This window comes from Mycobacterium senriense (assembly GCF_019668465.1).
Taxonomy (GTDB): domain Bacteria; phylum Actinomycetota; class Actinomycetes; order Mycobacteriales; family Mycobacteriaceae; genus Mycobacterium; species Mycobacterium senriense.
In genome coordinates this window covers 1,931,979-1,954,520 of the sequence record NZ_AP024828.1, presented here as the reverse complement: position 1 = coordinate 1,954,520, position 22,542 = coordinate 1,931,979, and the positions used below count along the sequence as shown (strand labels likewise).

Sequence of the window (22,542 nt, the reverse complement as noted above, 5' to 3'; positions counted from 1 at the left end):
GGCTCAGATCAGAAATCCGAGGGTAGGAATCGGCCGGTCTTTATCCACCAGATCCACCTTCTTGTACACCAGTCGTAACTCCCCGTCCAGGCGACGCACCCGGTACGTGACGCGGCCGCCCCACAGGTGATTGCCGCGAGCCCGCGATTCCAGCACCATGAAGTTGGCGCCCACCTCCAAGTCGACTCCGCCGCTGGGATTTGGCTGAGTACCGAGGATTTCGATGTTGGACAACAGACGACGAAGATTCGACGGCGGCGCCTGGGCATAACGCTTGCCGGTGCGAACCTGCTTGAGGCGAGTCGCGATGCGACTGCGGTTGTCGTAAATCACCGACATCGCGCGCAGCGGATCGTCGGTCGAGGCGACCGGAACCCAGTAGAGCGCATCATCGGTCCACAACGCCTCCCAGGCGTCGTAGTCGGACTCGTCTGCATAGCGCGCTTCCCGGTACAGGAATTGCTCGACCTCCCAGCGGTCGAAGCCCTCAGGCAGTCGCCCTACGGTGGGGGCGTCATCGCGCGTGCTCGTCACGATTCAGTCTCCATCAGCATCTTGTAATGCGACCAGAACCCGCGCATCCCAGTCTCATCGGTGGCTCCGCCGATAGTGAAGCCGTTCTCGTCGACGCTTTCGCGACTGAGTCCACGACGAACGTCGAGCCATTCTGGCGTCAGGTTCTCCAGGCCCAGTTGGTTACGCTCATACATCTCGGTGTCGTCGGCCAGCAGCATTCCGGCCGGCCCGACCGAACCCATGCACTGCGACACCATGCGCTTGTTCATCTCCGGCGCGCCGGCCAGTTGCACGGCCGTGGAGTACTGGATGCACTCACCCACCGACACCGGTTGGATGTTGAATACCTGGATCTCCGCGATGAACAGGTTGGGGAAGATCATCACGTGCGGCCCACCTTCGATGAGGATTTCATCTGCCGCATCGCCGTATCGCTTGCGGATCGCCGCGACATAGTTGGGCACCCGGTCCTCGCTGGTGCCGAACCACCGCAATGGCTGGGCGAACTTGCGGAACTCCGGCCGCAAGTCGTTTTCGCTATGACCGTTTCCCAGGTCTCGGGTCACCGCGGTCGACGATTCGCTGTACAGAGCACCGATCGGGCTACCGGTGACGCCGAAGATCGAGCCGTGCACGAACTGGGGGTGGTAACCGTCGGTTTCGTTCTCCGCCAACAATTTCCAGTTGGCACGGGTCTGATGCTGCAACCACCCGGCGGTGAGCTGGACTTCCCCCTCCGGCGAGAGCCTGACTAGCCGGTCTATCTCACCGGCGGCTGCGCCGAGGTGCTCGATAAGGCTGGGGCCGTCGGCGGCAAAGCTGCCGAACACGAACCCGCGGTAGGTATCCATTCGCGGCACCCTGCCCATTGGCAAGTCCAGCTTGCGCTCACCGTAGCCCTTGAAGAACGGGAACCCTACGAGTTCACCGTCGTTGCGGTAGGTCCATCCGTGATATGGACAACGGAAGGTCGACGAGTTGCCCTTGGCGTCGTCGCAGACCTGATTGCCACGGTGCGCGCAGCGATTGAGCAGTAGGTGCAGCTGCCCGTCGCGGTCGCGGGTCATGATGACGTCTTGTAATCCGAGGCGCTTACGCACATAGTCGCCCGCCTGGGACACCTCGCTCTCGTGACCGACGAAAACCCAGGACCGATACCAAACCTTGCGTAGCTCCTCGGCAAAGATGGTGGGGTCGGTATAGAGCGATCCATGCACCTTGTCGCGTTTGATCAACTGGTCGTAGCGACTGCCGGTCGCGGAGGCTGACTCGATCAACGAAGTCATTCTTGGGGCTCCTCTCGGGAGATCTCGCGCACGCTACCGTTTGCGATGAGGTCGGGTAAGGCGAACTTGCGCACCTTGCCGGTGGGCGTTCTGGGAAGGTCCTCAGTGAAGAACCAACGCTGCGGAACCTTGTGCGGTGTCAAGTGTTTGCGCGCACGCGCATGCAACCGATCAACGAGATCTGTCGGCAACGGATCGTGGGTCTCGATCACAGCGCCCACAACTTCGCCCAGGCGGTCATCGGGAAGACCGAAGACGCACACCCGGGCGTTCGCGTCATGCGTGGACAAACATGCCTCGATTTCTGCTGGGGCGATGTTCTCGCCACCGCGGATGATCAGCTCTTTGAGCCGGCCGGTGATGGTCAGGTAGCCACGTTCGTCCATGGCACCGATATCGCCGGTGTGCACAAAGCCGTCCGCATCAACCGTCGCAGCTGTGGCCTCAGGATCGTGCAGGTATCCGATCATCTGCTGATAGCCGCGCGCGCAGATCTCGCCCGGCTGCCCAACCGGCAAGACCACACCTGTGGCCGGGTCGACGACCTTGCAATCAACCTGCGGCAGTGCGCGACCCACGGTATGGAGCTGATCGGCACGGGCGTCGTCGGGCCGCGTTGCAGTGAGAACCGACGCCAGCTCGGTCTGACCGAAGACAGTCACCACTGCCGCGCCGAAAGTGCGTTCGGTCGCCTCGATGAGCTCCGCCGATACGGCGGACGCCCCGCCGAGGCAGATGGACAGCCGGGGTGGAGGATTGGTGGCGGTGCGCTGCGCTGCGACGAGACTGGACAGAATCGTGGGTACGAAGAATAGAACCGACGCCTGTGTGCGACGCAGGATCTCCAGCACCGTGGTGGGTTCGAACCGGCCGATCAGCACCTCGGTACCGCCGATCCACATCGGACCCAGCGTGCTGATCACGCAGGCGGCGGTGTGAAACATCGGCAGCGGGTTCACGGTTACCGCTCCGGCGGGGATGCCCGCAGACTGGACGGTCAGCTTCGCGACGTTGATCAGCGAACGGTGGCGCAGCAGTACTCCTTTCGGCGTGCCGGTGGTGCCCGAGGTGTACTGGAGCATGACTGCTTCATCAGGGTCGGTTGGAGCCGCGGCGATCACCGCGCCGTCGACAGCGTCAGCTCGCCACTGCGGTCGGGACGACAAGCTGATGGTGCGCAAGGCCGGGAGCGACTGGGCGATTTCGGCTACGACGGAGGCACAGTCATAGTCGCGGCTGCGGTCAGCATGGATCAGCACCGAGGCACCAGAATGCTGCAGCGCGTAGCGCAGTTCGCCGGCACGCATCGCAGGGTTGAGCGCGACAAGGACCACGCCGGCAAGGGCCGCGCCATACTGAATTACCGGCCACTCCACCACATTCGGCGCCCACAACGCGACATAATCACCGGGCTGCGTCAACCGGGACAGCGCGGTCGCTACCCGGGAGGCCTCATCCAGCAGCTCTCCGTACGTGAATCGCAGCTGCGCCCCATCGCCATGACGCGGGCCGACCAAGGCCTCCACATCGTGGTGGGTGTGGGCACGTTCGGTCAGCAGGCCACCGACGGTGTGGTCCACCAACTCCGTTCCGGTGTCGGCGTCCAGGTACGACCAGTCAAGGCGCCCGGCTAGTTTCGCGCTCACCGCGCCGGCGCTCCGAATTCCGGTCGTCGCTTGGTGCGGAAAGCGTCTATCCCCTCGGCGAAGTCGTCGGTGCCGAACAATTGTGCCTGGTGCTGAGCCTCGCGATCCAAGACGTCGAACGGGTCCATTGAAGGCCCCTGTGCGAGTAGCGATTTGATTACGCCGTATGCGTGCGTGGGGCCGGCGGCGAGTCGCTCAGCGTCGATTAATCCGGCTTGTAACGCAGATCCCGGCTCGACGAGCGCATCGACGAGACCCATGCTCAATGCCTCGATCGCGTCAAACGGCGTCGGCATCATCAGCATCTGCCGGGCGCGGGCCACACCGACACGGGCCGGCAGCGAGATGAAGGTGCCCATGTCGCCCGCCAGGCCCACATTGGTGAAAGTCGTCGCAAAGCGTACGTTTCGGGCGGCGACCACACGGTCGCACGCGGCCGCGAGCGCGACGCCCGCACCGTAGGCGGAGCCTTCCAAAGCGGCGACGACGGGCTTTGGGGTTCTCCAAATCGCGCGAATCACCTGCTGTGCCAGCTGAGCCCGTTCCAACGCCGGCTCGGGTTCCATACGTTGCATTGACGTGATGTCGCCACCCGAGCAAAATGCAGGCCCCGCACCTGTGAGCACGATTGCATGGATCGCGGTGTCGGCGTCGGCGCGCTCGAACGCGCCGGCAAGCTCGATTCGGACCCGAAGATCGATGGCGTTGCGCTTGTCGGGCCGGTTCAAGGTGATGATCCGCACCGCACCGCGGTCTTCGGTGACTACACAATCGGCGTTCATTGTCCGGTGAATTTCGGCTTGCGGCGTTCGATGACAGCCCGCAGGCCCTCGAGGGCGTCGGCGGTTCCGGAGAGTTCGGAAACCGTGCGCGCCTCTTCGGCCAGGCGTTCTTCGACCGACGACCCCAATCCGCTCCATACCAAGCGCTTGGTGGCCGACAAGGCGCGGTTCGGCAGCGTCGCCAGCTCGGCCGCCAATTCCTCTGCGCGATTGAGCAATTCGTCATCGTCGACGACCTCGGTGATCAACCCGATTTCAAGCGCCTCGTCGGCTGTCAGGGTGGGATTGGTCAGCAGGATCCGCAACGCCTGCCGCAGACCAACCAATTGCGCCAGCGTCACTGATGAGCCACCATCTGGTGCCATGCCGACCCGGACCGCGCCGGAGAAGAATCTTGCTGATCGCGCCGAGATGACGATGTCGGAAGCGCACACCAATCCCAGTCCGCCTCCCCCGGCAGCGAAGCCCTGGACGGCCGTCACCACCGGCGCCCGAAGCTGGATCAGCGCGGCAGTGGCCAGTTGCAGCCATGCCGTGGCCTCGCGCAGATAATCGGGGAGATCTGCACCCTTGGACTCGAAGGTGTGGATATCGCCGCCGGCGCAGAAATTGCGCCCCTCGCCTGTGAGCAACACCACGCGTACCGCGGGATCCGCATGACACGCCAGCACCTTCTCGTGCAGGGCCTTGAGGAACTCGACGTTCATCCCGTTGGACGCCTTCGGCCGGTTCAGACGCAGCCTGGCAACGCCGTCCGCGACATCGAGGGCGACCGGCGCCACAGTTTCTTTGACGCTCATCGTTTGACTCCTCGCTGTCTGAATGCGGCCGCCCCGTTCTGTCCGGCACCCTCGCAGATGTGGTTGACCACCGTGTCGATTTCGTCATCCAATCCGCGGGGTGACGCCACCTCGACTCCGGCGTAGACGAGGCGCTTGATCGACATGACAGCCTCGCGGCGCCGCCCGGCCAACGCGGTGACGAACCGTCTCACGCCCTCGTCGAAACCGGCTTGCGGAAAACTTCGATAGGCCAAACCGTGGCGTACCGCCTCGGCGCCAGAGAGTCGATCGCCGGAGAGCAGCAGTCCCAGTGCCTGCTGACGCCCCACCAGCCGGGCCAGCCGCTGACTGCTACCGCCGCCGGGAACCATCCCGAACTTGATGTGGTTGTCAGCGATTTTGGCGTCGTCGCTGACCAGCGCAATGTCTGCGGCTTGCATCAGCTCGAAACCGCCGGCCATTGCGACACCCTCGACCGCCGCGATGACCGGAACCTCGACGCGGGCAATGGCTTCACACGCACGCCGAAACCCCACGAAAAGTTCCCGCAGCGCATCAGATCCCTTCGACCGCAGGCGCTCTACTTCCTCGAAATCGCCTCCCGCGCAGAAGTTTCCGTTGGCGCCCCGGATGACGGCAACAGTGACGTCGGGGTTGTCACCTACCTCCAGGATGGTCTGCGCCAACTCCTCGTTCAGGCCGACGCTGATCGCATTCAGCTTCTCCGGTCGATTGAGCGTGACCCACGCTATTCCATCGACGACATCGCGTCGCACCAGCGTCATCGCTTGGGTCCTCCGGTGAACTGCATTACGGTAACGGTAAATTCGGCCAAATCAGCGGTACCCCTCACCCGACGCCCTTGTCGGTTATCTCCCGGTGGGCGTCGAGCCCCATCCCCGGTCGTAGCGCCGGACGGCCGGAGCCGCTGCCGTCGCCAGTGGTAGCGCGAGCGCACTGGTCGATCAACGACTCACCCATCGTGACCTCTCTCTATCGAATCCAGTTACCCCTATTTCTAATCCACGTTAAACTAAGATGACGGCGGTCACAACAGCCGCCCCAATGAGGAGCTTGGAATGGACCTTGGACTGAAAGCTGCCCGCGTGGTAGTGACCGGCGGCGCTTCGAACATCGGACGCGGCATCGTGCATGTGTTCGCCTCGGAGGGTGCTCGAATCGTGATCAGCGATATCGATAAAGCTCAGGCGGACCGGGTTCGCCGCGAAGCGCAAGATAGGGGCGCCGCCGAGGTCGAAGTCGCGATAGGTGATCTTACGGCTCCTGACCAAGCCGAGGCCGCAATTGGCGTCTCGGTCGATAGTTGGGGCGGCATCGACGTCTTGGTCAACAATGCCGGTTGGAGTGTGCCCGGTTTCATCGCGACCGACACCGACCGCGAAAAGTGGGAACGCACCATCGAAGTCAACCTGTTCACCGCGATCGCGGCCACGCAGGCCGCGATCGGCCCGATGAAGGAGGCCGGCGGCGGCGCGATCGCGTTTATCGCCAGCGACGCTGCATTCGGTCAGATACGTCAAGGCGTCTACGGTGCGTCGAAAGCAGCGATGGTCGCCCTGGCCCGCACCGTGGCGCGCGAACACGGCCGCCATGGGATCAGGTCCAATGTCATCTGCCCGGGCCTGGTGATTCCCGAGGGCCCGGAGGCGATCGGCGAATCGAGCCTGTGGTCCGTCGGCCAGGATGAGGTCTTCAACCAGGATCAAATCGACTACATGATCAAGGGCACTCCGCTTCGCCGCTTGACCAGCGCCGAGGACGTCGCGAAGGCAGTGGCGTGGTTCTGTTCGCCGACGGCGGCGCGGCAGGTCACCGGCCAACTCATCTCGGTCAGCGGCGGCTACACGATCCCGTAACAGCGGCCGTCCCGGCAGGGGCGAGCGCCGGTATCGGCGCGCCGGCAGCAGAGCCCGAAAGCAGCCGAGATTTCGCGTTCTAGGTTTGCGACTTCGTCACTACGAGTAGCACGGGCCGCCGCCGGGTGGCGCACACGATGCCGGCCCGAGCTGGACCCAGGCCAGGTCTATCCACGGCGCCGACAGCCAGGTCTTGGTGGGTTCGATGACGAACCTCATTGGCCCGCGCTCACAGTAGGTTCTGTTGTCGCCAGTTGCCGCGCAGCTCGTTCCCTCGTGGTCGATACGGGCGTGCGGCGGCAACGGTTTGTCGGCTTGGTTGCCGGGAAACCGCGCCGCTACCGACCAGTCATAGTGCACTGCCCGGTCTCCCTCGATCCAGCCGATATGGCCGATTCCCGGACCGGTGCCGGGAATATCGCCGGCACAGCCGAAGCTGCCCCGGCGCCAGATCCCACACGTCTGTCCTGTCGGGGACAAGAAAAACACTCCGCCCGGAGATGCGAAGTCTTCAGCGTTGACCTCGTCGTAAAACCGGATATCCGGAAAGGGGTCAGGCCCGGCGCCCGGTGCCGGATCGGCCTGCGCCACCCCGGGATCGCCGAGGGCCAGCATGCCTACCCCGACAGCGGCCGCAGTGCGGAAGAGGCCATCTCTGATCCCTCGACCGAGTCCGCGTCCGCGTCGAACAGTTCTTGGCTTTGACCTGATCACCAATTCTCCCGACCACCTCTCACGGCCCGCTTAGCGAAACGATGGAAATCTGCTCTGGCTACTAAGGCGATAAGGGTGGGTCTCATCGCGGGCCTACGTAATACGTGGCGTAATGCCGTAGCAAGCGGCATCACCGACATCGAGAGTGTTCTGGCACAGGAGCTTGCCCTGGTAAAAGATGCGCGCACTTACCCATTTGGACGGGCCCGCGGTCGGACGCCAATCTGCGCGAACCTGGCTTCCACTCGGTGGCGGAGCTTTTACCGAGGCTATCGTCGCGTCAATTCGCCAGGGCAGCGGCACGTTCGGTATCGCCACCCGCCCTGACGAATCCTCGTATTCGATGTTTGCCACGGTAATCACGTCGGACACGACTTCATAGGTGACGGATTCATCAGCCCGCGCAGTCGATGGGTTTATGAGCGCGGAAATGCTGATCGCCGCCAAGGCGGCGATCGACCCCGCGGCGCGCCGGAGACCGCGACTCCGCCGTTGCGCGCGCTGACCAGCCGGGATCATTTGCCCGCCAGGACGACGACAGCAAGCGAGAGGCCGGTATCTGCATTGTGGAGAAGGCTGACACCGAAATCGGTGTAGGAGCAATCCGCCAATGGCGCTGGACCCGTGTCTTCCAGCGTCTTGAACACACCCGGGCTGACATTCAAGCTAACGCCGGCGCCCTGCGTAGTCCCTTCCAGTATCGCGCCTTTGATCGCGTCGGCGTCGCTGTCGTGCCCAGCGCCCTGCAGCGACCACGATTTGCCCGCGCTGCTGCCGAGGTCCTTGAGGATGGGCAGTGCGCCTGTCGGCGAGTCCGCGGGGGAATTCCTGGTCGTGTGGCTGACGTAGGCGTCGGTCGAGCGGTTCACGATCTCCGCAGCGTGCTCGTCGATCGGGTCATACCGCAGCGGCGGGCAACTTGTGCCACTGCGCGCCGACATGACGGCTTGTTGGAGCGCGGGGGACGGATCGGCAGTGCTCAGCGGTGCGCACAGTACGGCGCTACTCAAGGCCGCGGCGAGCGCGACCAACGTCGCGCCGACTGCCGGCGCGCGACCTTGACGCGCCCGTGCCGGCACAGCCGTGCCGACATGAATTCTCAACACGTGTGCCTCCTCATCGAGATGCAGCCCACCGGACCACTTTCAGTCGCAGACATGGGACCGCTGGATCTTGCTGCCGTAGTGCATTACCCGCTGAAACGATGGTCCGGTGAACCAGGTCGGCTGATGGCCCTTGATGCCCGCGCTGACGTTCGACAGGTTCTGCCAGAGGATGTAAAAGCTTTGACCCTCGTAAATCGGGAAATACATATCTCCTGCATGGTCATAGCTCTGAGTCAGCGACTGAGTACGGGGAGCAAGGAAGTCCACCGACTGATCAATATTCGCAGTCATGGCAGCTTGCCGCTCCGGGATCCCCTCAGCATTCCAGTTACCGTTCCTGCTCAATACGCTGTTGTTGAATCTCTCGATCTGTAGCCTCAAATCCGCGTAATCGGCATTGAACCACCCACACATTTCGCGCTCGGCATTGATATCCGCGTCGGTGACGTTCCCCCGAGTCTGGTCGAACGGAAATGGAAATTTGGGCTGCCAATTTGCCATGGGCTTGACCGGCGCCAACGGCGGAGGCACCGTGTCGCGGCCCGGTGGATCTAGCGGATCAGCGCCGGCGCGAGCCATGAGAGCTGCCGTTCCAGAGAGAACGAGCAGCATGCACATCATCACGAGACTGCTCCGGAGACGAGTTCCGGTCCGGCCGGTTGCTACGGATTCCATCCCTCAGCACATCCTTTGAAACATCGCCCGTTATTTCTGTCCAAGAGCTGCGGCGATGCCGCCGACGTCGCTGATTTGCCAGTCTTTGTTGCTGTCGATTGTGAGACTGTAGGTAGCGGTCGACTGCAGTCCCTCAGGGGCTTGCATCGTCTTGGTCAGAACGCTGACGAAGGAGTCGACGACATAGGTCCCGCCCACATCTGAGCGGACTTTCGCAGCCAAGGGCCGCGCGGTCGAAACCCATTGCAGCGGAGTAAGGATCTGTTCCATTTCACCCGCGGCCTTGGTGAGCTTTTCCTTCAGTTCCGGGGAGGTGCCCTTGACGAGTTGCACCTTCCAAGCGTTGAGGTCCTGGAAGTTCATCTCGGCGGCATGCACGGCGTAGTCCTGGGCTATTTCTTCCGCATGCTTCCTGTTGCTGGTAGCGCGGGCTTCCGCACTCAATTTGTTCTGTGCGCCGATGTACAGCCACGTCAGCACTCCGATCGCGCTGGCAGCAACGCAAATGACGGCCGCGATGACCAACGTGCGCACCGATATCGACACCCGCGCGCGGGACTTGTCAGAGTCCGCCTTGGACTTGCTCTTGACGGTCGCTGCTTCGTCAGCTTCTGAAGTTGTTTCCTCTGGCTTCTCGTCCTTTGCCGGCTTCTTGTCGGCTTCTGGCTTCTCGTTCACTTCTGGCTTCTCGTCGTCGACGACGTCCGACGACGCGTTCTCGATGTCGTGGTCAGTGATGGACACGGCTTCCCCTCAAAACTTCGATGATTGCCCGGCCTACCGGTCGGGAACGGCAACGTGCAGTGTAATCGCGCCCTCCTTCGGGATGCTCTTCAATATGTTTGAGAGAATTTGTCCACTGTCGAAATTCATCAGAGCTCCGCCAATGCCTTTGAAATGCGGCAGAAGCGTCTCCGTCAGAACTTTGAGGTCAGGAGCCCGCGTGTCCAAGAATTTCTGAATTCGGTCCAGGTAATCACCGAACAGCGCCATGTCTCGCGGGTTATTCCATTCCAGGGTATGCATCATGCCTTGATAAGTACCGGCGGCCCCGAAACCCGCCGCTCGAATGGGCGAAATGAGATCACCGAGCAGGGGGCCAACCCAGCCCGCGTTGCGCAGCAGCGCCTGGAGATTGTCGATCACTTCCTGTCCCCGGCCATGCATGCTGGTCGCCTGACTCCGAAGTAGCGAGCTCGCATGTGCCAGGTTGGGCAGCACCTGCTCGGGCGCGGGCAGAGCAGCGTCGGCCTCGCCCAGAATGCGTTTGAGCTGGCCGGGATCGAGCTGGTTGAGCACGCGCACCACGCTGGTGGCCAGCTCCGAGATGGACGGCGGCGCTTCTATCGACTTCGGCGAGATACGTTGGCCGTCCTTGTATACCGGGCCTCCGCTGGTCCGTGGCGCCAGTCCGATGTAGGCCTCACCGAGCGCGGACAGATTGTCCAGCCGCACGTCGGTGTCGACGGGAATGTGGTGATCGCCGTCGACGTAGAAGTGCACGGTAGCGTCGCTGGTCGCCGTGTTGATTTGGGTCACCTTGCCCACCGGCTGGCCGCGGAGCAGCACATTCGAACCGACAACGAGGCCCTTGATGTCGGGGACCGCCATACTCAGGTTGGTCCGCTGAGCAGGCGGGCCGGTCCGAACACCGAACGACCAGATCACGCTGAGGGCGAACGCGATGATCACTCCGAACATCGCGAACGATAAGGCGCCCTTTAATTTCATGGCGTCGCTCCAAGAATCCGCAGCACGTCCTGCACGTTGTCGATGAGCTCTTTCCCATCCGGCCCTTTTATCGACGTGATGTTTATCGCCGGGTACTTATCTGCGGGAAGGAAGTAGTCCGTGAGTAGCCGCTGCCACGCGGGCGCTTCGTTCTCGAACGCCCATTTGCTCTCTTTCAGGGCTCCAAGCGCACCGCCGAGCGACTTCAGCAGGGGCACAAGCCAATAGCCACCGCTGTAGATACTGCCGATCGAGGGCAACACGGTAGCGATGTAAGACCCGACTTGGAATGAGCGTTTCCAGCCCAGCATCCCCTCCGTCGACCAGAAGTACTTGTATTCGGGTAGGTCGTTATACATGACCTGGGCTGTTCCGGATACGCCCGTAAGCCACTGATCGACCATGTCCATGTTGTTGCTCAGGTCCGCGAGGTCGGTGTCTACCCGCTTCACCAGGTCGCGGAATTCACCGCTTCGTGCCGGCGTCACCCTGTTGATCCCGATGATGGTGTTTTGGGCACGCTGAATGGATCCGCTGCCGACGAAGTTCGCCAAGTTGGCGATCGTGTCCTCCAGTTGGGGAGGAGACGTGGTCTGTGCCAACGGAACTGTCCCGGCCGGGCGCAGTGCCGGCGCAGCCGGACCCGACTCAGGACGTTCGAGCGCGACATAGGTGTCACCGAGCACCGTGGCTTGCTGCAACGTCGCATGCACGTTTGCCGGCACCACCACGTCGGGGTCGATCCGCGTTACGACGTCGACGTGATTGCTCGCCAGATTGATCTTGGTGACCAGTCCCACGGTCGTACCGTCCTGCACGACCTTCGCACGGTCGGGCAGGCTCAGGACGTTGGCGAACTGCAGGACGATTTCATAACCGTCGCCGTAGCTCTTACCCGGTTGGGGTAACGAGTTGACGGTCATGGAAGCACACGACGGAACCAACATGGCACTTGCCGCGACGGCGACAGCCGACCATATCCGCCGCCTCATCGCTTCGCCGCCTGCTGTAGCACGTACTGCAGGAGCGCGACGTCGACGGCAAAGGGCTGACCGTTGACATCCGCGCAACTGCCGGGCATCGACGCGTTCATCATGCCGCAGAGCGCGAGCCCGTCGTGGGTCCGAACCCGATACAGCGGGGGCCGATAGGCGAGGTTGAACGTGTGGAAATCACGCCTGTTGAAGTGATTGGCGATCGTGTTGATCCACCACGGCACCGGGGTGAAAAGATCCGACATCGCGGTCGCGTGGGGAGTCAGCTTCCGCACCGTGACGCTGACCGTGTCGAGCGCTTGCTGTGTCTCGTCACCCAATCTGGTTTGCAGGATCGCCACCAACTCGGCCAGTGGCCCGAGGGTCCCCATTCCGCCGCCGGGACCGGCGAGCCCTGTCGTACCGTCCAGCGCCAACGCCAAGTCCGGCGTCGTCTTGCGCGCGTCGTACATGATCTGCTTCAACGGCGGCATCAGTTCGCGCAGTACACCGGTCAGCTCGGCGGTGTTGCGGATGATCGAGCCGACGTCACTGATCGCTTCGTCCGGGCTGTCAAGTAGTGCGGACGTCCTGGTCACGAGCTGGTTGATCCCGGCGCCGTTGTTGTGCGCCAGTTCGTCAAGTCCGCGAACTGTGTCACCGACGTTCGTCGACCCGTTGGGGTTGATCGAGTTGAGAAAGGTGTAGGTCGATCCGACCACCTGCGAAATCGTCTTGGCCGAAAACGAGTGGTCGAGCCGAATGCACTTGCCGGCCTGGAGCCGCGGACCGGAACTGTAGTTGCCGACCAGTTCCAACGAACGGTCGGCAAGGATCGATGGCGACCGGATGACTGCCCTGACGTCGGGCGGGAGTGGCCTGCTCTGTGTGATTGAGAAGTCGACCCGGACCTGGGTGGGGCCAGCGGCGATGGACGTGACCTTGCCGATCTGATAGCCCATCTGGGTCACCGGGTTGCCGGCGTACAGACCGATGGTGTCTGGGAACATCGCGCAATAGGCGACGCTCTTCTCGCCGCCCATCATGGCGCACGACGAGGCACCGGCGACGGTTGCAGCGCCCGTGAGTGTAGCTACGGCGGTACGAAATATGCGGCGAACCTTTTGCGAGACCATCAGCACGGACTCCCCGCCATAGGGATGCAAAGATCTGTGGCAAGCAACTCGGGCGGCGCGTTCTGCGCGTCCAGCATCCGCTCGATCTTGTTCCTGATTCGCCGAAGTCTGGGAATGATCCGGCTGTTGTGGTCCTTCCACCGGGTGACTCTGTCCTGCCAATCGCGAACCTTCTCGATGAACTCCTCGCGGTGGTTCACCCAGAAGTCGCCGAAGGGACGCAGGAACGCATCACCGACGTCGCCCATACCTTTCAGGGCCTCGCCGAAACCCTTGCCGTACAGAACGAGCGTCTCCTCGAGGATGGCAAGCTTGCTCACCAGGACCTTCAATTCCCCGGTGAAATTACGCAGCGCCTCGATGTACTCGTCGGAAAGATTGAGGATCGAAGTAACCTGCCCCCGCTGACGCTCGATCGTGGACGTGAGGGCATTGCCCGCATCGATAACGGCAGAAAGAGTCTGCACGTTTGTGCCGGTGAGTCCCTCCTGGATTTGATCCAATGATTCGCGAATCGGCTTCGGATTAACTCGCTCGGTGATTTTTGTCGAGTCGGTCAGCGCCCGCATCAGGCTATATGGCATCGTCACGCGCTCTACCGGGATCGGATTTGCACCCAGTGGCTTTCTGCCCAGCGATACCAAATTGACATAATAACCGCCGACCACCGTGAGCATACGGACCTGAATTTGTGACTGATCACCGACAAATGCGTCGTGATCCACGGTTGCGCGAACCTTGACCTGATTCGGTTCGATTGACAGATCTTTCACTTTGCCGACCGTGATCCCGGAAATCCGCACGGTATCACCTGGATGGATCGCCGCCGCATCATCGGTGTAGAAGGAGACCGTCTTTTGGCCAGGAGGACTGATGTTGATTTCGGCAGCAGTGATCGCCAGCACGGCGACCAGTACCAGCGCGGTGACACCCCAGAACGTCGAACTCTTGAAAATTTTCATCGATTGCACAAGATCACCCTTTGGCCATTCAAGAGCACGTCCATTGAGTCGGGCAGTTGCGCGCGACCCCGCGAACAGGGCAATGGTGTATCAGGCGCCCCTGGCGGGGGAACGTTATCCCACATCACCGGTATCAGCTTGAGGACGTCCCGACTGTAGTCATCGAAACGCGTGATTGCCTTGTCGAGACCGTCGGCGATGTCGCTCCGCGAGGAGTCGACGACGTCGATTCTGCCGTCGGGTTGCTGCACCCGAGTGGCGGGCCCGAGCGGAAACCCTGCGTTGGCAAGGACTTGGAGAGTAGGCGCGGTGAAGGCAGGCCCATACAGTTCCGACTTACGAAACTCGTCCATGACCGAGATCGCCGCGTCCAACGGCTGATTCAGCCACTTCAGGACCTGGACGAAATCTTTCGAATGCCCGCCGAACGTGTCGGCCACAGCGTCGAGGTTGCGCATCACCGTCGCGATGACTTGTTCGCGGTCGGACGCGAACTGAGTCAGCTTTCGGACGCTGTCGAGCATCGGCTTGAGTCCGCCCTCACCCGACAGATACGTCGCGGCATTCTCGGTGAAGGTGTCGATATCGCTGGGACTCAAGGTCGCGATGACGGGCTGCAGCCCGTTGAACAGAGTGGTGATGTCGAACGACGGTTGCGTCATGGTGATCGGAACATGCGACACAATGCTCGCCGCCGGCGCCGTCTCGGACGGATTGACGACATCGACGTAGCGCAACCCGGTGAGCGCCTGGTATTTGATGGCCAACCGCGACGTGGACACCACTGCGTAGCGCTTGTCGAGACTGAACTCGACCGTCGCGAGGCTCTGTCCAGCCCTACGCTCGAGCGCCAGCGATTTGACTTTCCCGACCCGCACTCCCCGGACCCGCACGTCAGCGTCGACGTGCAGGCCCGACGCATCCGTGAATTGAGCTGTGTAGGAGCGTGTGGGTGCGGCAACTGGTTGTCGCAGCACATTGACCAGGACGATGAACACCGCCAGTGCGGCGGCGGCGGCCAACGCGAATCGCCATAATGCGGCCTTGGGCGTGATCACTGGGCTCCTATCGCACCGAGCGGGGCAGCCACACCGGGTAATTCATCCAGGACGATGTGTGTCTGTATCGCCCGTTGATCAGGGGATCCCGCATACAGATTTTCCAGTCGAGTTCGCAATTCCACCAAGTCTGAGGAGATATTGGCCGGTGTTATCAGACCGGGCACCACATCGGTCAGAGTTTTGACCAGATCGACCGCAGGCATCAAGTCTTGCGGGTGGGATGACAATAGCTTGCCCAATGCACCGAAGAACCTATTCGCCAGCAGGTCAAGCGTCGCTATAGACCGCTTGTTCCAATATTCATCTGTTTGATACTGGCCGAGGGAAGGGGCAAGGTTGACAAAATCTTGACCGGGCAGGCAGCCGTCGGCGGTCTGCATGAACCTCACGAATCCAGAGTTGTGATCGAAGTTATAGCCAGCAGAAGTAATCGAGTCCAGCGTGCCGGGGAATGCCACACTCACACCGGTCGTATTTCTCAAAAGTTGCTCGGTACTTACCGTCTGCACCTTGGTCACCGCCTCGGCCGCGACCACGATCGTCTCGATGAGTGGATTGAGCCCGTCGGTGAACCGCGTGGCGCGGTCCATCACGCGCACCAATTGCGGCGTCACCACGCCGCCGGTGATTTCACCCAGCCGGTAGAGCAACGCCTGCAGGGTGAAGTTTCCCTTTGGAACGGTGTCGATTCGCGAGCCATTTCGCAGCGGTGCGCCGCCCGTGCCGGCAACCAGGTTGATGGCGGTGACACCGAAATAATTGGACGGCCGAAAGTCGACGTTCATCTTGTCGGTTAAACCGGCAGTGGGTCCCGACCGGACGTCGGCGTTGAGCCGGACACCACCGCTGGCAAGGCTCGACACGGAGGTGACTTGGCCGACGTTGACCCCGTGCATTATCAGCGCGGTACCCGCAGTGACTCCCTGACCCAGATACGGCAGATCCATGACGATCGAGATCCGGCCCGCCGGGCGGCTTCGGAATGGGTTCACGGCGATCAACACGCCCGTCACCAACAAGCACAGCGCGAGCACCGCGCCGATGATGGTCAGCCGGCGCGCTTCGGCCGCCTCCGACATCCGGAATAGCAAGCTTTTCCCCTAGCCCTTGAACTCGAATTTCGGCGTCCAGCCCCAAATCATGACGGTCGTCATAATGTCGAGGACCATAATGGTGACGAGACTCGCGCGAATTGCGCGTCCGGAAGCCTGTCCGACCCCAACGGGTCCGCCCGATGCAAAATAACCGTAATAACAATGAATCAACGTTGCGGCGGCGCAGTAAATAATCGCCTTGGTGAGCGAATATGCAATGTCCGTCGGGGAGAGGAATTGAACAAAATAGTGATTGTATGTTCCGGCTGGTTGATTGTAGGAAACGCGAATCACCAGATCCGAGGTGAAGAAAGCAACCATCAACTCGAGCAGAAAGCCGGGTACCACACATATCATTCCGCCGACGAGACGCGTGCCCACGACGAACGGGATCGATCGCAGCCCCATCGACTCGGTGGCATCGATTTCGTCCGCGATCCGCATGGAGCCGATTTCGGCAGTCATCCGGCAGCCGGCTTGGGAGGCGAACGCGACGCCGGTGACCAGCGGTGCCATCTCCCGGACGTTTCCCCACCCGCCGATGATTCCGGACAGCGCGCCGAGGCCGATCAAGTTGAGCGTCGCATAGGCTTCGATGGCCACCATTGCGCCGATGGTCACACCAAGGATTGTCAGGATGCTGATCACGCCGCCGTCGACGACTATTGAACCCCGGCCCCACGCCAGGCTGTTCATCACTCGCACTGTTTCCCGTGAATACCGCCGAATGGTTGTCGGTAGCAGCCACACGGTCTGGGCGATGAACACCACCCATTGGCCCGCGGTTCTCAGCGTGCCATTAACGAGTCTGACCGGTGCCCGGCCAAAACTCAGATACTTTGACGGGACGGCGCGAGAGCCTGGCAGTGTCGGCTGCGCCACTATGCCACCGCCATGGGGAAGAACATCGTCTCCAGCTGAGTGATCGCCAGATTTGCGGTCACGATGCAGACGACGTTGAGTACGACAGCGGCGTTGACCGCATCCGCCACACCACGCGGCCCGCCCTTGGCCTCCATGCCCCGCATCGAGGAGATGATTGCGACAAACGCGGCGAAGGTGACGGTCTTGCCCATCGCAAACCAGACGTCGACCATCTTCGCAAACGAACCGAATGACAGCCAGAAGCTTCCGGGCGTCACGTCATTGACGGTGACCGAGATCGTGAAGGCTGCTGCCACGCCGGATGCGATGACGATGGTGCACAAAATCGGCGCGATGAGGATCAGGGCCAGAAAGCGCGGCACGACCAGACGCTGCACCGGATCGATACCGAGTGTTCTCAGTGCGTCGAGTTCCTCGCGGATCGCTCTGGCCCCGAAGTCGGCAGCGATCGCCGACGCCGCGGCGCCACCCATGAGCAAACCCGCGGTCATCGGTGCGCCCTGACGAACCACACCCACGCCGATTGCCGACCCAATAAGTGAGTTTGCCCCCACCTCGTTGACGAGGCCGGACACCTGGACAGCGATCATCGCGCCGAAGGGCACCGCCATCAGCACCGCTGGAACTGCCGTCACCTTGAGCAGGGTCCAGGCCTGTACGATGAGCTCACCGACGGGCAACCGCATCGAAATTGTGTCGATGACGGCATACCGCAAGACCGCGGCCGCCATCAGTACAGCGCGACCCGTGGTCGCCGTACTGCGCGCCGGAATCGTGCCGACTCGCGATGCAGCCTTGGCGACGCTGGCGCCGGGCTGCGTCAGTACCGCGCGCCAGCCATCCGGCGGGGCGCCGTTGCCGAAAGGTGCGCGATGCAGGGCGCCGCGGTGCCCGCTGTCGCCGTTTGCTGACCCGGCGTGCGTAGTCGCCGCCGTCGGCGTCTCTGTTGCCATCGAAAACTCGCCTCCTCCCCGTCGCGCTGACCACTGTCGTTTGCCTTGTGCTCCGGCTCACAACGCTGCTCCTGAGGCAAGGTACACCACATCGGAGCATTTTTGAACACAGTCTCAAAAATTCTCGATAGAACTTCCAAGGAACCAGACGGCGCGACGCCGACACACCTGCAGCGGCTCCCGAGTCGTCCCGCAAGACGAAGTAAGGCCGAAGGTCAGACGAGTCGATTCCGTTGATTGGCAAGGACATTCGCGCGACCCGGGGCTCAGCGCGGACATGGGCGTCATTGACGACGCCGATCGCGTCGCCCGTCGGCCACCTCGGAAAGGAGGCCGCATCGGGGCGCACGACAGGCCGCGGCGCCACCTCGTACGCCCTTGCGGGCGGACTTACCGGCTGCTTGCGGGTCCAGGCGCGGCATACCCCTACTCCTCATATGACAGCCCTTAGAGGCACCGCCGTGCCACCGCGAACGCTGACTGTAACGGCTGTCACAGTAGCCGTCCGCCAACGCAGTTGTCAAATAGTCGGCATCACCGTAACCTGCGTCCGGCGGCGTCGAAGTTATGGCTGGAATGGCCAGGTCCGCACGCGTCCCTAACATCGCCATGTCTCCCTATGGTCGGTGACCCGGCGCTCGTGTCCGGACCGTTCTGGACTTCACCAAGCGCACGGTGACTCCCGGGTAGGGGAGTTAATCAGCTCAACAACATCCCGCTTGGTGGTGGGGGACTTGCCATTTCGGGTGAACGGCGAATCTCCGGAGAATCCGCGCCGCAGGCAAGCGGCCGAGAGGTTTCGGTGTCGGTAATTGCACGGCCCCGAGAGGAGCGTGACGGCCCTGCGTGCATCACGGGCGCGGTTCCGGCCCCGGCCAGCAGCTCGGTGATTTCTGTTGGCAGATTGACGCCACCGCCCAAGGCCAAAAGCCGGAGCTCGTCGAGGCATCGCGGTCGTACATCGTTACGGCGAACCTCTTTGTCTCTGTTCGGATTCCGAACCACCTCGGGCGACGTGAAATGTCTGACCGCCAGCCGGCTTGACACCGGTTTAGGTCAGGTACGAGAAGTCGCCCGCAGTAATCATCCAAGGCAGCACGTCGGCGACGACCAAACCCGACTTGATCGCCGGGTCGTTTTCCGCGATACGGGAAGCCTCAGCCGCGTCGATGCGGGGACTGAGGATCATCAGTCCACCAGCGCCTTTCGCCAGCAGCGGTCCACTCAGCAGGATCGCCCCCGCCTCTTCGAGTTGCTGGACGTATGCAAAGTGTTCCGCGACGCCGTCCTGTTCGGTGGGCGCGACCTCAGGTCGAAAGTTCGGGCCTGGGAGGTGCCTGATTACGAACAGAGTTGGACGGTTGTCAAACTGGTCGGCCATTGCTTTCATACCTTTCGCTACCCACGAGGAGGGCGCTCACTATCGGCAGTGGCGCGCCACCCAACAGACGATGCTACGTTTGCGTTGATAAATCAACTACATCGTAGATCTGCCAACGATTGTTGCTCAACTGCTCGGTGGCCGGGCTGCGGCCCAGCCGGGTGATCAATTCACGCCGCGGCATCGGCGGCGAAAACGCCGACGGCGCAAAGATTGTCGACGATCAAGCCGGCGCGCGATCCCCCCGGTGGAGCCAGATTTGATGACTCAGTCCGTAAGCGGTCCCAAGCCGTCACCCGCGCCCCCGCTCTAGATCAAGTTCGGCGGCAAAATCCGCAGCCTCGAGGCGACGCTTGATCGTACTCAAGAAACGGCCGGCATCGGCGCCATCCACCAGTCGATGGTCATAGGTCATTGACAGGTAGCAGACCGACCGCACGCCGATTGACTCGTTGCCGATCGCGTCGAGCACCACCCTGGGTTCCTTACGGATCACTCCGGTGGCCAGGATCGCCGCCTGGGGTTGCACCAGGATCGGCGTATCAAACAGCCCACCCTCACTGCCGATGTTGGTGATGGTGAAGGTTCCACCCGACAATTCGTTTGGAGCCAGGTCGCCAGAACGCGCCCGCGCGGCAACGTCGACGATTGCCCGCGCCAACCCGCCAAGCGAGAGGTCACCGGCATTGGACACCACAGGAGCCAACAGTCCCCTCGCCGTATCGACGGCGAAACCAAGGTGTTCGGCGTCATGGTAGGTAATGGTTTTGGACTTCTCGTCATAGCTGGCGTTGATGTTGGGATGGGCTTTCAATGCATCGATCGCGGCGGTCGCAATGAACGGAAGGAACGTCAAGTTGACTCCTTCCCGCTCGGCGAAGGATTTTTTTGCCCGCGCCCGAAGCGCCGCGATCGCCGTCATGTCGACCTCGTGGGTCTGCGTCAATTGCGCTGTGCTCAAGAGTGATTCGTGGGTCTTTGCGGCGGTGAGCTGGCGGATCCTGCTGGCCTTCTGGACCGTGCCGCGCACCGGCGCATCGGCACGCGACGGTGAGATTTGCTGACTGCGGTCTGCTGGGTGCGTGTGTCCGGCAGTGGAGCGCCCGTCCACCGGTGCCGGCGCGGGCGGTGCGGCGGGCTTGGGGGCGGGCTCGGGGGCGAGCCTGGCTGCCGGGTCGGCACCGGGCGCCGGGTCGTCACGGGGCTCCGCGTCCGTTACGAACTGCGGTGCCGGCTCTCGTGCCGTCTGAGCTTCTCGTTGGGATTGTGGCGGCGCCTCCGATGCTCTCGGTGGCGCGGATGAAAGTGTCCGAGCCGCGCCGATCTTGCCCAGCTCGGCACCGACTGGGACGACCTGGTCTGCAGCGGCGGTGATGGCCAACAGCGTCCCCGCAGCCGGCGACGGGATCTCCGTATCGACCTTGTCGGTGGACACTTCTACGAGCGCGTCATTCACTTCCACGTAGTCGCCGACGTCCTTCAGCCAGCGAGTCACCGTGCCCTCGGTGATCGACTCGCCCAGCTCGGGCATCGTCACCGACAACGTCTCAGCGTCCCCACTGGCGGCCTGCTCTGCGGCGTCGAGTTCCGATCCGGACTGCCTGTCGGGAGCGGGCCCCCGGACGGGTTCGGGGGGCGCACCGACATAAGTCGGCGGCGGCCGGTCGTCGACCATTACGTCGGTGGGTGCGGAATCAGCTTCGCCGATGAGCGCCAGATCGCTGCCCACCGCGACGGTTTCATCCTCGCGCGCGAGGATCTCTGTGAGCACGCCCGCCGCCGGGGAGGGTATTTCGGTGTCGACTTTGTCTGTCGACACCTCCAGCAGAGGCTCGTCGAGGGCGACGGTGTCCCCCTCCTGCTTGAGCCACCGGGTCACTGTCCCTTCCGTGACGCTCTCGCCGAGCGTCGGCATTTGGACGGTGATGGGCATGTGTCGACTCCTTGAGTCCGAGCAGCTGTGAACGACATGAGTTTACACATACGACTGATAGTTGACTGTAGCGTTGATTCGATCACTGGCGCGACATCGGCTTGCGGTTCGGAGACACCCGACGAATGGCTGCTCACCGCCCCGCAGGATGACCCGATGGGTGCCACGCGTCTTCGGCGAGCGTGGCGTGGGGACTCTTGGCGCACCGCGCGTCCGGATCTCCGAAGATTGAGCGTTGCGGCAATTAAGATGGTTCGATGGCGAAAGCGACAGAGACCGCGTCGGGTTCCGGGGCACGTGAGGCAGCCCGGGACGGCAATGCGCAGTCCCCGCCGGCAGCCAGCATGCGCAAAGAGCTAGTCGAAAACCAGATGTACGAAACCGCGGCGAAGCTTTTCGCCGAGCGCGGCTTCGCCGGCACCAGTCTCCAAGATATCGCCGACGCCATGGGCATCACCCGTCCGGCTCTCTACTACTACGTCAAGAGCAAGGAAGATCTGCTCTCCAGGCTCGTCACCGAGATCACGGCGGGAAACACGGCGCAGATAGTGCGGGTGACAACCAACAAGACGATCGACCCTGTGCAGAAACTGTCCAAGGTTGCCTATCTGATGGCGCATAACCGTGCCCTGCACCCCACGCGCTTCTTACTGCTGGCTCGTTCCGAAGCCGAATTGCCCGAAGATCTGGCGAAGGTTCACGAGACCACCAAGCGCAAGATGTTGCGCAACCTCATCGAAGTCATCCAAGCTGGCATTGACGCAGGCCAGTTTCGCCCGGTGAACCCGCGGATCGCCGCATTGGCCGTGATCGGTATGTGCAACTGGGTAGCGTGGTGGTTCCACGAAGACGACCCGGCCAGCGCTGATCAGGTCGCCACCGACGTCGCCGACATGGCAGTAGCGAGCGTGCTGCAGGCGGAGAACCGGGTGACAGCGGCGACTGGACCGCGAGCCGCGTTGTCGCTGCTCCGTCAGGATGTCGCCTACCTCGAGCGCTTGCTCGACGATGCCGATAAGAAGCGCTGATCCCCTACCGGCAGAGCAAC

23 protein-coding genes are annotated in these 22,542 nt (G+C 62.4%); 2 read left to right on the top strand and 21 right to left on the bottom strand.

What is annotated here, in order from left to right; translation table 11 throughout:
• Positions 1-3: 3 nt before the first annotated feature.
• Genes MTY59_RS09310 through MTY59_RS09285 form a run of 6 tightly spaced genes read right to left on the bottom strand, consistent with a single transcriptional unit; the run spans position 4 to position 5,797 of the window.
• Positions 4-534, bottom strand: coding sequence for an aromatic-ring-hydroxylating dioxygenase subunit beta (locus tag MTY59_RS09310; protein ID WP_221045393.1), 531 nt, complete (start codon positions 532-534; stop codon positions 4-6).
• Complete coding sequence (locus tag MTY59_RS09305) at positions 531-1,802, bottom strand: aromatic ring-hydroxylating oxygenase subunit alpha (RefSeq protein WP_221045392.1); 1,272 nt, start codon at positions 1,800-1,802, stop codon at positions 531-533. The genes MTY59_RS09310 and MTY59_RS09305 overlap by 4 nt, the downstream gene beginning before the upstream one ends.
• Positions 1,799-3,448: a class I adenylate-forming enzyme family protein gene (locus MTY59_RS09300; protein ID WP_221045391.1), complete on the bottom strand. Its 1,650-nt coding sequence runs from the start codon at positions 3,446-3,448 to the stop codon at positions 1,799-1,801. The genes MTY59_RS09305 and MTY59_RS09300 overlap by 4 nt, the downstream gene beginning before the upstream one ends.
• Positions 3,445-4,230, bottom strand: a complete 786-nt coding sequence (locus tag MTY59_RS09295; RefSeq protein ID WP_221045390.1) for an enoyl-CoA hydratase/isomerase family protein — start codon at positions 4,228-4,230, stop codon at positions 3,445-3,447. Before MTY59_RS09295 ends, MTY59_RS09300 begins: the two co-directional genes overlap by 4 nt.
• The gene (locus MTY59_RS09290) at positions 4,227-5,030 is read right to left on the bottom strand and encodes an enoyl-CoA hydratase/isomerase family protein (protein ID WP_221045389.1); all 804 of its coding nucleotides are present in this window, start codon (positions 5,028-5,030) and stop codon (positions 4,227-4,229) included. Before MTY59_RS09290 ends, MTY59_RS09295 begins: the two co-directional genes overlap by 4 nt.
• Positions 5,027-5,797 (bottom strand): enoyl-CoA hydratase/isomerase family protein, encoded by a 771-nt coding sequence (locus MTY59_RS09285; RefSeq protein ID WP_221045388.1) that lies wholly within the window; start codon positions 5,795-5,797, stop codon positions 5,027-5,029. Before MTY59_RS09285 ends, MTY59_RS09290 begins: the two co-directional genes overlap by 4 nt.
• 294 nt (positions 5,798-6,091) lie before the next feature.
• On the opposite strand from MTY59_RS09285, the gene MTY59_RS09280 reads away from it, so the two are divergent.
• Positions 6,092-6,889 (top strand): SDR family NAD(P)-dependent oxidoreductase, encoded by a 798-nt coding sequence (locus MTY59_RS09280; protein ID WP_043954249.1) that lies wholly within the window; start codon positions 6,092-6,094, stop codon positions 6,887-6,889.
• Positions 6,890-6,988: 99 nt separating this feature from the next.
• On the opposite strand, the gene MTY59_RS09275 is transcribed toward MTY59_RS09280, so the two are convergent.
• The 15 genes from MTY59_RS09275 to MTY59_RS09205 all read right to left on the bottom strand — a co-directional run bounded on the left by MTY59_RS09275 (position 6,989) and on the right by MTY59_RS09205 (position 21,494).
• Entirely contained in the window at positions 6,989-7,504 is a 516-nt protein-coding gene (locus MTY59_RS09275) for a hypothetical protein (protein WP_084032433.1), read from the bottom strand.
• A gap of 192 nt (positions 7,505-7,696) precedes the next feature.
• Positions 7,697-8,050 carry a hypothetical protein gene (locus MTY59_RS09270; protein ID WP_084032446.1) on the bottom strand — a complete coding sequence of 118 codons (354 nt, stop codon included), beginning with the start codon at positions 8,048-8,050 and terminating at the stop codon, positions 7,697-7,699.
• 68 nt (positions 8,051-8,118) lie between these two features.
• On the bottom strand, positions 8,119-8,544 hold the full coding sequence (locus tag MTY59_RS09265) for a hypothetical protein (protein ID WP_250160776.1): 426 nt from the start codon (positions 8,542-8,544) through the stop codon (positions 8,119-8,121).
• A gap of 204 nt (positions 8,545-8,748) precedes the next feature.
• On the bottom strand, positions 8,749-9,330 hold the full coding sequence (locus MTY59_RS09260) for a hypothetical protein (protein WP_221045386.1): 582 nt from the start codon (positions 9,328-9,330) through the stop codon (positions 8,749-8,751).
• 84 nt (positions 9,331-9,414) lie between these two features.
• The gene (locus MTY59_RS09255) at positions 9,415-10,128 is read right to left on the bottom strand and encodes a hypothetical protein (protein ID WP_221045385.1); all 714 of its coding nucleotides are present in this window, start codon (positions 10,126-10,128) and stop codon (positions 9,415-9,417) included.
• Positions 10,129-10,161: 33 nt separating this feature from the next.
• Positions 10,162-11,115: an MlaD family protein gene (locus MTY59_RS09250; RefSeq protein WP_221045384.1), complete on the bottom strand. Its 954-nt coding sequence runs from the start codon at positions 11,113-11,115 to the stop codon at positions 10,162-10,164.
• Positions 11,112-12,107, bottom strand: a complete 996-nt coding sequence (locus tag MTY59_RS09245) for an MlaD family protein (protein WP_221045383.1) — start codon at positions 12,105-12,107, stop codon at positions 11,112-11,114. The genes MTY59_RS09250 and MTY59_RS09245 overlap by 4 nt, the downstream gene beginning before the upstream one ends.
• A complete protein-coding gene (locus MTY59_RS09240) occupies positions 12,104-13,135 on the bottom strand; it encodes an MlaD family protein (RefSeq protein WP_221045382.1) in 1,032 nt (343 codons plus the stop codon). Before MTY59_RS09240 ends, MTY59_RS09245 begins: the two co-directional genes overlap by 4 nt.
• An 89-nt stretch (positions 13,136-13,224) precedes the next feature.
• Positions 13,225-14,187: an MlaD family protein gene (locus MTY59_RS09235; RefSeq protein ID WP_221046345.1), complete on the bottom strand. Its 963-nt coding sequence runs from the start codon at positions 14,185-14,187 to the stop codon at positions 13,225-13,227.
• Entirely contained in the window at positions 14,184-15,245 is a 1,062-nt protein-coding gene (locus MTY59_RS09230) for an MlaD family protein (protein ID WP_007170576.1), read from the bottom strand. The genes MTY59_RS09235 and MTY59_RS09230 overlap by 4 nt, the downstream gene beginning before the upstream one ends.
• The gene (locus MTY59_RS09225; RefSeq protein WP_221045381.1) at positions 15,242-16,327 is read right to left on the bottom strand and encodes an MlaD family protein; all 1,086 of its coding nucleotides are present in this window, start codon (positions 16,325-16,327) and stop codon (positions 15,242-15,244) included. The genes MTY59_RS09230 and MTY59_RS09225 overlap by 4 nt, the downstream gene beginning before the upstream one ends.
• A gap of 21 nt (positions 16,328-16,348) precedes the next feature.
• Positions 16,349-17,113, bottom strand: coding sequence for an ABC transporter permease (locus tag MTY59_RS09220; RefSeq protein ID WP_014711199.1), 765 nt, complete (start codon positions 17,111-17,113; stop codon positions 16,349-16,351).
• A 110-nt stretch (positions 17,114-17,223) separates the two neighbouring features.
• Positions 17,224-18,180, bottom strand: a complete 957-nt coding sequence (locus tag MTY59_RS09215; RefSeq protein WP_221045380.1) for an MlaE family ABC transporter permease — start codon at positions 18,178-18,180, stop codon at positions 17,224-17,226.
• 1,051 nt (positions 18,181-19,231) lie between these two features.
• Positions 19,232-19,561 carry a YciI family protein gene (locus tag MTY59_RS09210; protein ID WP_221045379.1) on the bottom strand — a complete coding sequence of 110 codons (330 nt, stop codon included), beginning with the start codon at positions 19,559-19,561 and terminating at the stop codon, positions 19,232-19,234.
• Between the two features lie 292 nt (positions 19,562-19,853).
• Positions 19,854-21,494, bottom strand: a complete 1,641-nt coding sequence (locus MTY59_RS09205; RefSeq protein WP_221045378.1) for a 2-oxo acid dehydrogenase subunit E2 — start codon at positions 21,492-21,494, stop codon at positions 19,854-19,856.
• Positions 21,495-21,751: 257 nt separating this feature from the next.
• Here MTY59_RS09205 and MTY59_RS09200 point away from each other — a divergent pair, with 257 nt between their 5' ends.
• On the top strand, positions 21,752-22,522 hold the full coding sequence (locus MTY59_RS09200) for a TetR/AcrR family transcriptional regulator (RefSeq protein ID WP_221045377.1): 771 nt from the start codon (positions 21,752-21,754) through the stop codon (positions 22,520-22,522).
• Positions 22,523-22,542 lie beyond the last annotated feature (20 nt).